Origin of the sequence: Bradyrhizobium sp. HKCCYLRH3099 (assembly GCF_051167855.1) — a bacterium.
Taxonomy (GTDB): Bacteria; Pseudomonadota; Alphaproteobacteria; order Rhizobiales; family Xanthobacteraceae; genus Bradyrhizobium.
On the sequence record NZ_JBNPTW010000002.1, the window covers coordinates 586,691 to 599,295 of the forward strand.

13 protein-coding genes are annotated in these 12,605 nt (G+C 65.3%); 7 read left to right on the forward strand and 6 right to left on the reverse strand.

The window, feature by feature from the left end:
* The first annotated feature begins 8 nt into the window (after positions 1-8).
* Complete coding sequence (gene purU, locus ACQR1Y_RS08120; protein ID WP_434876371.1) at positions 9-872, forward strand: formyltetrahydrofolate deformylase; 864 nt, start codon at positions 9-11, stop codon at positions 870-872.
* A gap of 139 nt (positions 873-1,011) precedes the next feature.
* Here the strand turns inward: purU and ACQR1Y_RS08125 are convergent, their stop codons facing one another.
* Complete coding sequence (locus tag ACQR1Y_RS08125) at positions 1,012-1,293, reverse strand: hypothetical protein (protein ID WP_434859434.1); 282 nt, start codon at positions 1,291-1,293, stop codon at positions 1,012-1,014.
* A gap of 368 nt (positions 1,294-1,661) precedes the next feature.
* Between ACQR1Y_RS08125 and ACQR1Y_RS08130 the strand changes: the two genes are divergently transcribed.
* The 6 genes from ACQR1Y_RS08130 (at position 1,662) to ACQR1Y_RS08155 (ending at position 7,896) form a co-directional block, all read left to right on the forward strand.
* Positions 1,662-2,804 carry an ABC transporter substrate-binding protein gene (locus tag ACQR1Y_RS08130; protein WP_434859599.1) on the forward strand — a complete coding sequence of 381 codons (1,143 nt, stop codon included), beginning with the start codon at positions 1,662-1,664 and terminating at the stop codon, positions 2,802-2,804.
* A gap of 244 nt (positions 2,805-3,048) precedes the next feature.
* Positions 3,049-3,918 carry a branched-chain amino acid ABC transporter permease gene (locus tag ACQR1Y_RS08135; protein WP_434859435.1) on the forward strand — a complete coding sequence of 290 codons (870 nt, stop codon included), beginning with the start codon at positions 3,049-3,051 and terminating at the stop codon, positions 3,916-3,918.
* A gap of 7 nt (positions 3,919-3,925) precedes the next feature.
* Complete coding sequence (locus ACQR1Y_RS08140) at positions 3,926-4,963, forward strand: branched-chain amino acid ABC transporter permease (protein ID WP_434876370.1); 1,038 nt, start codon at positions 3,926-3,928, stop codon at positions 4,961-4,963.
* Positions 4,960-5,706: an ABC transporter ATP-binding protein gene (locus ACQR1Y_RS08145; protein WP_434876369.1), complete on the forward strand. Its 747-nt coding sequence runs from the start codon at positions 4,960-4,962 to the stop codon at positions 5,704-5,706. Before ACQR1Y_RS08140 ends, ACQR1Y_RS08145 begins: the two co-directional genes overlap by 4 nt.
* Positions 5,706-6,422, forward strand: coding sequence for an ABC transporter ATP-binding protein (locus ACQR1Y_RS08150; protein ID WP_434876368.1), 717 nt, complete (start codon positions 5,706-5,708; stop codon positions 6,420-6,422). The genes ACQR1Y_RS08145 and ACQR1Y_RS08150 overlap by 1 nt, the downstream gene beginning before the upstream one ends.
* Before the next feature lie 355 nt (positions 6,423-6,777).
* A complete protein-coding gene (locus ACQR1Y_RS08155) occupies positions 6,778-7,896 on the forward strand; it encodes a cobalamin-independent methionine synthase II family protein (protein WP_434876367.1) in 1,119 nt (372 codons plus the stop codon).
* Between the two features lie 167 nt (positions 7,897-8,063).
* Here ACQR1Y_RS08155 and ACQR1Y_RS08160 read toward each other — a convergent pair whose 3' ends face one another.
* Genes ACQR1Y_RS08160 through ACQR1Y_RS08180 form a run of 5 tightly spaced genes read right to left on the reverse strand, consistent with a single transcriptional unit; the run spans position 8,064 to position 12,520 of the window.
* Positions 8,064-9,350: an MFS transporter gene (locus tag ACQR1Y_RS08160; RefSeq protein WP_434876366.1), complete on the reverse strand. Its 1,287-nt coding sequence runs from the start codon at positions 9,348-9,350 to the stop codon at positions 8,064-8,066.
* A gap of 45 nt (positions 9,351-9,395) precedes the next feature.
* Positions 9,396-9,839, reverse strand: a complete 444-nt coding sequence (locus tag ACQR1Y_RS08165; RefSeq protein WP_434876365.1) for a cupin domain-containing protein — start codon at positions 9,837-9,839, stop codon at positions 9,396-9,398.
* A 23-nt stretch (positions 9,840-9,862) separates the two neighbouring features.
* The gene (locus ACQR1Y_RS08170; protein WP_434859442.1) at positions 9,863-10,663 is read right to left on the reverse strand and encodes an alpha/beta fold hydrolase; all 801 of its coding nucleotides are present in this window, start codon (positions 10,661-10,663) and stop codon (positions 9,863-9,865) included.
* Between the two features lie 47 nt (positions 10,664-10,710).
* The gene (locus ACQR1Y_RS08175; protein ID WP_434876364.1) at positions 10,711-11,259 is read right to left on the reverse strand and encodes an NAD(P)H-dependent oxidoreductase; all 549 of its coding nucleotides are present in this window, start codon (positions 11,257-11,259) and stop codon (positions 10,711-10,713) included.
* Between the two features lie 28 nt (positions 11,260-11,287).
* On the reverse strand, positions 11,288-12,520 hold the full coding sequence (locus ACQR1Y_RS08180) for an acyl-CoA dehydrogenase family protein (RefSeq protein ID WP_434876363.1): 1,233 nt from the start codon (positions 12,518-12,520) through the stop codon (positions 11,288-11,290).
* Positions 12,521-12,605 lie beyond the last annotated feature (85 nt).

A 12,605-nucleotide genomic window follows, 5' to 3' on the forward strand; every position in this document is an offset into this window, starting at 1 on the left:
CCATCGCCATGTCCGACCACCAGTATGTCCTGACCCTGTCCTGCCCGGATCGTCCCGGGATCGTCTCGGCCGTGTCCACGTTCCTTGCCCATAATGGCCAGAACATTCTCGACGCCCAGCAGTTCGGCGACTTCGAGACGGGTCACTTCTTCATGCGCGTGGTGTTCACGGCGGCCGATCTCGCCGTCAACCTGCCGGCGCTGCAGACCGGGTTCGCCGCGATCGCCGAGCGCTTTGCGATGGACTGGCAGATGCGCGACCGCGCCGGGCAGCGCCGGGTGATGCTGCTGGTGTCCAAGTTCGACCACTGCCTGGTCGACATCGTCTACCGCTGGCGGACCCGCGACCTGTCGATGATCCCGACCGCGATCGTCTCCAACCATCCGCGCGAGACCTATGCCGGGCTCGATTTCGGCGACATTCCGTTCCACCACATGCCGGTCACCAAGGACACCAAGCGCGACCAGGAGCAGGCGATCCTGAAGCTGGTCGACGACACCCAGACCGATCTGGTCGTGCTGGCGCGCTACATGCAGATCTTGTCGGACGAGATGTCGGCGAGCCTGTCCGGCCGCTGCATCAACATCCACCACTCGTTCCTGCCGGGCTTCAAGGGCGCCAAGCCCTATCACCAAGCCTATGAGCGCGGCGTCAAGCTGATCGGTGCCACCGCGCACTACGTGACCCGCGACCTCGACGAAGGCCCGATCATAGACCAGGACGTCGAGCGCATCAGCCATCGCGACACGCCCGAGGACCTCGTGCGCAAGGGCCGCGACATCGAGCGCCGCGTGCTGGCGCGGGCGATCCGCTATCACCTCGAGGACCGCGTCATCCTCAACGGCCGCAAGACGGTCGTGTTCATGGACTAGTCGAACCGCTGGCGGAAGTCGCGGGCGGTCCAGCCGGCATCGCGGCTCGCGGGCGTGGCGTCGAACGCCATGTCCTGGATCATGCGCAGGCCCATCGCGACATTGGCGCCGGGGTGGAACGGCGCGACCAGGGACGACCTCAGCGTTGGGACGCCGGCGCCTGGGCCTTGGCGTCGGACTGCGTCTCCTTGTCGCGCTCGCTCGCCGGCATCTGCCGCCGCCGCTCCCGCTCCTGCATGAACCGGTCGTATTCGACCGTTCCGGGACGGGGCGGGGCGTCCGCGGGCAGACCGCCGGCCCATTGCGGGATCGCGTCGCCCATGCCCGCGCCGACCTTCGCGTTGATCGACGAGCAGCCGGCCAGGGGCAGCACGGCAAAGACGGCCAATAGCGGGATCAGAAGGCGGAAACTGCGTGGCATGTCTCGGCAACACCATGTCGAACGGGGCATTTGGGACCAGGGCAGGCGAGTTGAGCGGCCCGGGTTTGTCGTCACCCAGCGACGCGCTGGGCTCCAAATAAAGGTATCATATTACGGTAAACGTACTCGATCCCCTGCACTTTGTCCCACGGCCACGCGGGGCTAAACCCTCTCAGAAATTACGCAGTTGCATGGCTGGCATACAGAATCTATTCCGAATTGCTATAGCTGTTAGAGCGTGCGGCAGATGTTCGGAGATCACAAATCGCTCTAGCGTCGCCGCAAAACTGGGCATTTGGTCTTAAGCACCGTCCTTCAGAGGCGGCGCAAAGGGAGGATGGCACGTGAACAATCGAATTGCGGGGCTGATGGTGCTCGGCGCGGCCGCGGTCGCCGCTGGTCCGGTTTACGCCGAGGATACGTTCAAAATTGGCCTGATCGTGCCGATGACCGGCGGCCAGGCGTCGACCGGCAAGCAGATCGACAACGCGATCAAGCTCTACATGCAGCAGAACGGCGACACCGTCGCCGGCAAGAAGATCCAGGTCATCCTCAAGGACGACGCCGCGCTGCCGGACAACACCAAGCGGCTGGCGCAGGAGCTGATCGTCAACGACAAGGTCAATGTCATCGCCGGCTTCGGCGTGACGCCGGCGGCGTTCGCGGCCGCGCCGCTCGCGACGCAAGGCAAGATCCCGCAGGTCGTGATGGCGGCCGGCACCTCCATCATCACCGAGAAGTCGCCCTACATCGTCCGCACCAGCTTCACGCTGCCGCAGTCCTCCACGATCATCGGCGACTGGGCGGTCAAGAACGGCATCAAGAAGGTCGCGACGCTGACCTCGGACTACGCGCCGGGCAACGACGCGCTGGCCTCGTTCAAGGAGCGCTTCACCGCCGGTGGCGGCGAGATCGTCGAGGAAGTCAAAGTGCCGCTGCAGAACCCGGACTTCGCGCCGTTCTTGCAGCGCATGAAGGATTCCAAGCCGGACGCGATGTTCGTGTTCGTGCCGGCCGGGCAGGGCGGCAACTTCATGAAGCAATATGCCGAGCGTGGCCTCGACAAGAGCGGCATCAAGGTGATCGGACCGGGCGACGTCACCGACGACGACCTGCTGAACGACATGGGCGACGCCGTGCTCGGCGCGGTCACCGCCCATATGTATTCGGCAGCGCATCCCTCGGCCAAGAACAAGGAATTCGTCGCGGCCTACAAGAAGGCCTTCAACAGCCGTCCCGGCTTCATGGCCGTCGGCGGCTATGACGGCATCAACCTGATCTATCAGGCGCTGAAGAAGACCGAGGGCAAGACCGACGGCGATTCCCTGATCGCGGCGATGAAGGGGATGGCCTGGGAGAGCCCGCGCGGCCCGATCTCGATCGATCCGGAAACCCGCGACATCGTCCAGAACATCTACATCCGCAAGGTCGAGAAGGTCGACGGCGAACTCTACAATGTGGAGTTCCAGACCTTCGAAGCCGTCAAGGATCCGGGCAAGGCGAAGAAGTGACGCCTTAGCGGCGTCATCGAAGGGCGCACCGCACGGGTGGTGCGCTCCCTCTCCCGCTTGCGGGGGAGGGCCGGGGTGGGGGCGCCCCACGGCACACGGCTCGTGCGGAGAGAGTTTCCCCCACCCGGATCGCATCTGATGATGCGATCCGACCTCCCCCGCAAGCGGGGGAGGCGCTGACCGAGCAAGCGTTTGATGTGCCCTTCCCTGGAAGGGATGAGACCAGGGGCCGACGTACACCTCAATGACCTCCATCCTCACCAATCTGTTCGACGGCGTCGCCTACGGCATGCTGCTGTTCGTGCTGGCCTGCGGGCTCGCCGTGACGCTCGGCCTGATGAACTTCGTCAATCTGGCGCACGGCGCCTTCGCGATGGCTGGCGGCTATGTCTGCGCCGTGCTCGTCAACCGCATCGGCTGGCCGTTCTTCGCCGCGCTGCCGATGGCCTTCGTCGCCAGCGCGTTGATCGGAGCTCTGCTGGAGCGCACGCTCTACCAGCATCTCTACGCGCGCAGCCATCTCGACCAGGTGCTGTTCTCGATCGGGCTTGTCTTCATGACGGTCGCGACAGTCGACTACATCATGGGCTCGTCGCGCATCTTCATCAAACTGCCCGCGGTGCTGCAGGGCCAGTTCGACATCTTCGGCGTCGGCATCGGCCGCTACCGGCTGATGATCATCGTGATCTGCGGCCTGCTCACAGTCGGGCTGCAACTCGTCCTGTCCAAGACTCGCTTCGGCAGCCGGCTGCGCGCCGCGGTGGATGACCCCCGTGCCGCGAGCGGCCTCGGCATCAACGTGCCGCAGGTGTTCGCCTTCACCTTCGCGTTCGGCTGCGGGTTGGCCGGCCTCGGCGGCGCGCTCAGCGCGGAGATCCTCGGCCTCGATCCGTATTTTCCGCTGAAGTTCATGATCTACTTCCTGATCGTGGTCACCGTCGGCGGCTCGTCCTCGATCACCGGTCCGTTCCTGGCATCGCTGCTGCTCGGCATCGGCGATGTCGCCGGCAAGTATTACGTGCCCAAGCTCGGACCCTTCGTCATCTACACCATCATGATCGTGATCCTGATCTGGCGCCCGAACGGCCTGTTCGGTCGCACGGCGACGCGGTGAGGATCGCATGACCACGAACGCACAAACCGAGGTCGGCTTTCACGCAAGGCAGCACGGCCGCTGGCACTGGAGCGAGTTCGCCTTCTGGATCGTCGTCCTGGCGGTCGGGCTGGCGTTTCCCTCGCGCTATCTGATCATGACCGAGATCCTGCGCCTGGCGCTGTTCGCGCTGTCGCTCGATCTGATCCTCGGCTATGCCGGCATCGTCTCGCTCGGCCACGCCGCGTTCTTCGGCGTCGGCGCCTATTGCGCCGGCCTGTTGTCGGTGCACGGGATCATCAATGAGCCGGTGCTGGCGCTGATCGTCGCCGGCCTTGCCGCAACGGTGCTCGGCTTCGCCACCAGCTTCCTCGTCATCCGCGGCGTCGATTTGACGCGGCTCATGGTGACGCTCGGCATCGCGCTCCTGATGGAGGCGCTCGCCGAGCGCTTCTCCAACATCACCGGCGGCACCGACGGCCTTCAGGGCATCGACATCCAGCCGATCTTCGGAATGTTCGCCTTCGACATGTTCGGCAAGACCGGCTTCTTCTATGCGCTCGCGGTGCTGTTCGTGCTGTTCCTGCTGGCGCGGATCATCGTGCATTCGCCGTTCGGCTTGTCGCTGCGCGCCATCAAGAACAATCCGCTCCGCGCCGCCGCCGTCGGCATTCCCGTCAACAAGCGCCTGATCGCGATCTACACCGTCGCGGCCTTCTACGCGGGCGTCGCCGGCGCGCTGTTCACGCAGACCACGGCGCTCGCCTCGCTCGACGTGTTCTCGTTCGAGCGCTCCGCCGACCTCGTGCTGATGCTGGTCATCGGCGGCTCCGGCTATCTCTATGGCGGTCTGATCGGCGCCGCGGTGTTCCGGATGCTGCAGGAACTGTTCCAGTGGATCACGCCGCAATACTGGATGTTCTGGATCGGCCTCGTACTCGTGATCATCGTGCTGGTCGGCCGCCATCGTATCCATGGCTATGCGCTGTGGCTGCCCAATCTCATTCTCCGGCAGATCGCCGGCCGCAAGGCCGCGGTGGCCCTCACCGACAACGAGGCGCCATGACCTTCGCCCTGGAAACCCGCGGCCTCGACAAGCATTTCGGGGGCCTCCACGTCACCCGCAATCTCTCCCTTCAGATCGTTCCAGGCGCCCGGCATGCGCTGATCGGCCCGAACGGCGCCGGCAAGACCACAGTGATCAATCAGCTCACCGGCGTGCTGGAGCCGAGCTCGGGGCGCATCCTGCTCGAGGGCCAGGACATCACCGATCTGCCCGTGCACAAGCGCGTGCTGCGCGGCCTGTCGCGCACCTTCCAGATCAACCAGCTCTATCCGGATCTGACGCCGCTCGAGACCATCGGCCTCGCCGTCTCCGAGCGGCTCGGCGGCGGCGGCAATTGGTGGCGGCGCATGGGCACGCGCGACGACATCAATGCCGAGATCGCCGAGACCCTGGAGCGCTTCCGGCTGCTCGACGTCATGAACGACCGCACCTCGACCTTGCCTTACGGCAAGCAGCGCCTGCTCGAGATCGCGGTCGCGATCGCCGCCAAGCCGCGCGTGCTGCTGCTCGACGAGCCCGCAGCTGGCGTGCCCGAGGGCGAGCGCAAGGACATTCTCGCCGCCGTCGCCGCGCTGCCGCGCGACGTCACGGTGCTGCTGATCGAGCACGACATGGATCTCGTCTTCTCCTTCGCCGACCGCATCTCCGTCCTGGTCTCCGGCGCGCTTCTGGTCGAGGGCACGCCTGAGGAGGTCGCGCGCGATCCGCAGGTCAAGGCCGTCTATCTCGGCGAGGCCGCGTGATGACCGATCTGCTCGCCATCGAGAACCTCCGCGCCGGCTACGGCCAGGCCGTCGTGCTGCCGAACATGTCGCTGTCGCTGCCGGAAGGCCAGGTGCTGGCGCTGCTCGGCCGCAACGGCACCGGCAAGACCACGCTGATCAACTCCATCGTCGGCGTCACCCGCCGCTTTTCCGGCAAGCTCGCGCTCGGCGGCACCGACATCACGTCCCTGCGTGCCGACCAGCGCGCCCGCGCCGGCATCGGCTGGGTGCCGCAGGAGCGCAACATCTTCCGCTCGCTGACGGTCGAGGAGAACATGACCGCGGTGGCGCAGCCGGGCCCGTGGACGGTCGAGCGCGTCTACCAGATGTTTCCGCGGCTCAAGGAGCGCCGCAACAATTTCGGCAACCAGCTCTCCGGCGGAGAGCAGCAGATGCTGGCGATCGGCCGCGCGCTGACGCTGAACCCGAAGGTGCTGCTGCTGGACGAGCCGACCGAAGGATTGGCGCCCATCATCGTCGAGGAGCTCCTGGCCGCGATCGGCACGATCAGCCGCGCCGGCGGGCTGTGCTCTGTTATCGTCGAACAGCATGCGCAGAAGCTGCTCGCGCTGGCCGACCGTGTCGTGATCCTGGAGCGCGGCACCATCGTGCACGATGCGCCGTCAAGCGACCTGAAGGCTGACCCTGCGCCGCTGGAGCGGCACCTCGGAGTCGCCAGCGCTGCGGCGCACTGATGCTCGGGTTCGCTGGACGGGCCTGGCCGGCGAGGCAAGCTGTCTCGAACAGGAGCGGGGGTGTTATTCTGTATACCGGAACATCGACCGCAGGGAGCGCAGTCAAGAGCGCCCTATGACCGGAATCGTGAAATCGGCCTAGACGCCAAAGCCAGACCGGCGCACGGGTGGGACTTTCCACGCCCCGCACACAATCCTGACCGAACGGAATTGTATACTGATCGGAGACGCGCTAGGGCTTGCCCCGGCTTTTGAGAACGCGCGGGCGCCGGCCACGGAGCCGCACGTCAAGGTAGATAATTCAACCGGTCCAACGACCCAATCGAAGACGTCGACCATTCCAAGGAGTGAACAGATGCAACGCACCAAGCCTCCCTTCCGCGCCGACGAAGTCGGCAGCCTCTTGCGCCCGCAGAAGATCAAGGAAGCCCGCGCCAAGCTCGAGAAGGGCGAGATCTCCGCGGCGGACCTCGCCAAGATCGAGGACATGGAGATCGAGAAGGTCGTGCACCGCCAGGCCTCGACCGGCCTGAAGCTCGCGACCGACGGCGAGTTTCGCCGCTCCTGGTGGCATTTCGACTTTCTCGCCAAGCTGACCGGCTGTGAGCTCTTTCATCCCGACGCCGGCATCCAGTTCACGGGCGTGCAGACCCGTCATGACGCCGTGCGCGTGATCGGCAAGCTCGACTTCCCCGACGACCATCCGATGCTCGACCACTTCCGCTTCCTCAAGAAGCACGCCGATACGGCGCATGTGACGGCGAAGATGACGATCCCGTCGCCGGCCGTGCTGCACTTCCGCGGCGGCCGCAAGTCGATCTCGAAGGACGTCTATCCCGATCTCGACGCGTTCTACGAGGATCTCGGCAAGACCTACCGCAAGGCCGTGAAGGCGTTCTATGACGCCGGCTGCCGCTATCTGCAGTTCGACGACACCGTCTGGGCCTATCTCTGCTCGCAGGACGAATTGCAGAAGGCGCGCGAGCGTGGCGACAATCCCGATGGCCTGCAGCAGATCTATTCGCGCATCATCAACTACGCGATCGCCGACCGTCCAGCCGACATGACCATCACCACCCATGTCTGCCGAGGCAATTTCCGCTCGACCTGGATCTCCTCGGGCGGCTACGAGCCGGTCGCCGAGACCATGCTCGCCAACACCAACTATGACGGCTACTTCCTGGAGTATGACAGCGAGCGCGCCGGCGGCTTCGAGCCGCTGCGTTTCCTGCCCAAGGGCAACAAGGTCGTCGTCGTCGGCCTCGTCACCTCGAAGGTCGGCGAGCTCGAGAAGAAGGACGACATCAAGCGCCGCATGGAAGAGGCCTCGAAGTTCGCTCCCCTCGACCAACTCGCGCTGTCGCCGCAATGCGGCTTCGCCTCGACCGAGGAAGGCAACATCCTGAGCGAGGAAGAGCAGTGGGCCAAGTTGCGCCTCTGCGTCGAACTCGCCGAGGAGATCTGGGGCAAGTAAGCTCTTTAGGAGCGTAGCCCTGAGCGGTGGCTGATCCCAGCGCTGCTCACGTGACCTTATCGAAGCGGGGCGGACTCGATGTCCGCCCCGTTTTGCGTTAGTGCGCACCCTTCACTCGGGAACGTCGCAACACGCGGGACGACATCCCCGCGCAAAGTCGTTGCGACCTATTCCGCGGGACTTCCGACGGTCACCGCCTGCCTGACGTCGTCGCGGGCAAGGATCATCAGCAGGCCGACGATGATGAACTCGACCGCGGCAAAGGCGATGAAGGCCCCGGTGAACGAGCCGGCCGAGGCGCTGATGATCGCGCCCATCATCCACGGTGCCACGAAGGCCGAGAGGATGCCGAACACCTCGGCATAGCCGATCGCCGCCGGCGCGAGCGCATCGGAGTATTTTTCGCTCAACAGGGCAAAGATGGCGCCGCCGCCCAGCAGCGCGATGCCACTGAGCGCCGCAAACAGCACCAGCATGCCGAACGGCATCGGCGTGACGACGCTCCACAGGAACATCAGGGCGGTGAGCAGGGCCAGGAACGCGGTGAGCTTGATCATGAGCGGCTTGCCCAAGCGGTCGGACATATAGCCGCCGATCACCAGGAACAGCACCTGAGACAGTCCCATCACGGTGCCGATCACCGCGCCGGAGTCCGGTGCCATGTGCTGCACGGCGATGAACGCGGGCACGACCCAGGTGGCGGTGCCTGCGATCGCGAAGGTGCAGGCCACGATGCCGAAGCCACCGACCGCGATCCATTTCGAACGGAAGATCTCGCCGAGCGGCAGATGCTGTTGCTGGGCCTCGTTGCCCCAGGTGAAGCCGTCGACACCGATCTCGCGCGGATGATTGCGGACGACGAGCGCGTCGACCACTGCTACGATCAGCGTTCCCACCGCCAGAACGGCGAAGAAGGTCCGCCAACTGGTCGCGATCGTCAGCGGAATGCCGAGCGCGAAATCCAGCGTGATGGCGAGGCTATAGGCGGCGAGGATGATCCCGACCACCGAGCCGCGCCGGCTCTGCGGAAACCAGCCGAAGATCAGCTTCATGTTGCCGATGAAGATGGCCGCGTCGAAGAAGCCGATCGCGAGGCGCAGCAGGATGAGCTGGACATAGCTCTGGACGAACACCTGGAGCACCATGCCGAGGCCGGTGCCAGCAAGCCCGATCAGCAGCAGATTGCGCGCGGTCATCGAGCGGCTGACCGGCGACCACACCACCATTCCGACGCCGTAGGTGAGCGCGAAGATTCCTTGCGCTAACCCTGCCTCGGCGGCATCAAGTTTGAGGCTTTCGGAGACGAAGGGCAGGACCGCCGCGAAGGCGTACCAGTCCGCCGCAAGAAAGATCTCACAGAGCACCGCCAGCGCCAGCATTCCCTTTTGCCAGCGTGCAATCCGGCGGCGGTCGCTTTCGGAAATTGTCGTCCAGTTGGTCGTCAGCACGGTCATGGTCGATCCTCGCAGGCTGGATATCGTCTGGCACGGGCCCGGGAGTCAGGCGGGCGGCGGCAGGAAATTGACCTCGTGCTCGGCGGCGCGGCGCACGACTTCCTCGGGATCGGCGAGGTCATGGATCCGCTCGAACAGCTCCTTCAGCGAGCGCGTCGGCGCCACCCAGAACAGGCTCGTCGCGGTCTCACCCGACTTGTTGAAGATGCCGTGGGGGATCCCCTTGGGCATGCGCACGAGATCGCCGGCCTTGGCCACGAAGTCCTTGCCATCGAGCCACAGGTCGTAACGCCCGCTCAGCACGTAGACGAATTCGTCCTGAGTCGGATGCACATGCGGCGGCACGAACGTCCCGCTTGGAAACACTGCGTGCCAGGCCATCGAGGCTTCGGAGTGCTGCTTGAGCGTGTAGGTCTGGCCCAGAATGTTCCAGACGATGTTGCCGAAGCCTTGTTCGGACGGGGTCACGCCCGGGGGCATCTCGATCATGCTTGTGTCCTCTGTTGCGGTGTTCAATCGGCGAGAAAATCGAGGACGTGCTGCGCGGCAGCGGGAGTCTCCTCGAAGACGAGATGGCCCGTCGCGGGCACCAGCGTGACGCGGGCTTTGGGCAGGCCGGACTTCCAGGCCTCCGCTTGGGCCGTCGGACGCAGCCGGTCGGCCGCGCCCCACAGCACCAGGGTCGGCATTGCAAGCCGATGCAGCCAGTTCGCGAGCTTGGGATTGCCCTGAGGCTCGTCGCGGATCAGCTTGGCGAAGCCTGTGACCTCGCGTCCCAGGCGCTGGTCGAAGTCGGGGTCTGGAGCGGTTGGAAAGTAACGCAGCGCCGCGGCTGGATCATGCGCGAGATAGGCCGGCAATTCCTGCGGCGGGATATCGAACAGTCCCGGTGCTGGCGCGCTCGGCACCACGAGACCTGCGGGGGCGACCAGGACCAGCTTGCGCACCCGATACGGCTGGCGGATCGCGAACTCCGCGGCGAGCCATCCGCCCAGCGAGAAGCCGGCGAGGTCGAATTGCGCAAGCCCGAGTCGATCGAACAGATCCATGTAGTGGAGCGTGTGATCCTCGATCGTGTCGATCGCATCGGCATCACCGGACTCGCCGAAGCCGGCGTGATAGGGAATGATCACGGTGTGCCGCTTCGCCCAGTCCCGCGCCATCTCGAAGCCGGTGAAGGTGCCGGTGCCGTGCAGGAACACCAGCGGCGGACCGCTTCCGATCTGCAGGACCACCGTCTGCACGCCGTTGATGTCGTATTCGCTCCGAATGAAGCCGGTGAGATCGGGGGAGAGTTTGAGTGTGTCGTGCAAGGCGCCAACTCCGGCTGATGTCTGTGGTCGTGTGTCGGGAGGCAAGTTCACGCGGCGTTCGCCCGGCGGCCGTCGAGCATCATGGCGAACTGCTCGACCGCATTGGCGATGCGCTCCGTGATCGCCGGCGCGAACGGTTGATCGATCTGGACGTCGCCGCTGCTGGCGTAGATCGCGGTCGAGACCGTGCAGGCCTCGAAGAAGCCGAACAGCGGACGGAGCTGATGTTCGACCACCAGGGAGTGGCGCAGACCGCCGCCGACGGCCGTGAGCAGCACCGGCCGATTGCGCAAGCTGCGCGGTTCGATCAGGTCGAAGACGTGCTTGAACAGACCGGGATAGGAGCCCTGGAACACCGGGCATCCGATCACGAGGCCATCGGCCTGCTCGATGGCGTCGACGACGGCGCTGGCGGGACCGTCGAGCCCGATGCGGGTGAAGGCGGCGAGGCCCGTGCCGGCATCGACGAGGTCGAGCACGTCGGTCTCGAGGCCGTGCTTGTCGCGCAGATCAGCAGCGACCGCTTCCACCAGAACGCGCGATTTGGCCGGCCGCCAGCTATTGCCGCAGAACCCGACGATGCGAGCTGTCTTCACGTTCACGCCCTCATGCCTGGCCGCACGTTCAGCCTGTGACCCCGAATACGGTCCATTGCGCGCCCGGGCCGGGAAGGCCGAGCAGCGCGCGGCCGCATTCCTCGACGATCTGGTCGGCCATCAGGATGTGCTGAGTGCCGGCGTGGATGTCGCGATAGAAGCGCTGCATCGGCGTGTTGTGCAGCGAGGCTCCGCGAGCCGCGCGATGCGCGAACGTGCCAACGTCGGACAGCACGTCGTGAATGTGGCGCAGCGACAGCTTGATCATCGTCAACTGGTCCAGCGACAGCTTCTTGCCGTTGGCGCAGGTCTCGGAGACGTCTTGCCAGGTTTCGTGCACCAGCGCCCGCGCCGCGCGGAAACGGGCTTCGGCCTGCGCGTACTGAAACTTGAAGCTCGCGCTCTCGCGCGATTTGCCGAAGGGGTCCTGGCGCTGCACGATGACCTTCACGAGTTCGTCGAGCATGCGGCGTCCGACGCCGACCGCCCAGCCCGAATGCGCCCAGGCGCTGTAGCCTGCGAGTCCGAGTCCGCCTTGCGCGCCGCCGCGGCGCGGCGCCTCGATGTCGAAATCGTAGGTCATGTGAGCAGGCACGAACAGCTCGTCGCCCTCGCTCAGCGTATAGTCGAAGCTTCCGGTCGCCCGCAGGCCGAGCACGTCCCAATTGCCCATCAGCTTGATCGTCGCGCGCGGATGATGGGCGACGATGATCTTGGGCTGGCCGTTCGGCCCCAACACCATGTCCTTGCCGGATGCGTCCGTCACGAAGCAGCCGGAATGCACCCACTCTGCATGCTGGATGCCGCTGCCATAGGCCCAATTGCCGCGGATCATATAGCCGCCGTCGACAGGGCGAGCGTATCCCCGTGGAACGCCGTTGCCGGCAATGGTGATATCCGGGCCACCAGCAAACACTTGTTTCACGCCCTCATCCTCGAGGTAGATGGCGAGTGTCGTGCCTTCCATGTTGCATCCGATCGCACACCAGCCGGCGGATGCGTGGGTGTAGGCGAGGCGCTCGATCACGGTCATCGCGTCGTAGGGAAGAAGCTCGGCGCCGCCGACCTCCTTCGGAAACAGCATGGTGTAGATGCCGGCCTTGCGCAGCGCGGCCACGACGTCATCGGTCAGATAGCCCTGCGCCTCGGCCTCGGCGGCTTTCGACTCGACCAGCGGAAGCAGAGCGTCCAGCCGGGCATGAAAGTCGGCCACCGTCGGCGTCGCGGTGGATTTGGCCGCGCGCTGTGCAAGAAGGCTCATGGTCGATGTCTCCAACGTCAGGCTGTTGGCCGCCCACGCGCGCATGGGCGGCGGGAAGGCTCGGGTCGGTGTGAACACGGGGCGG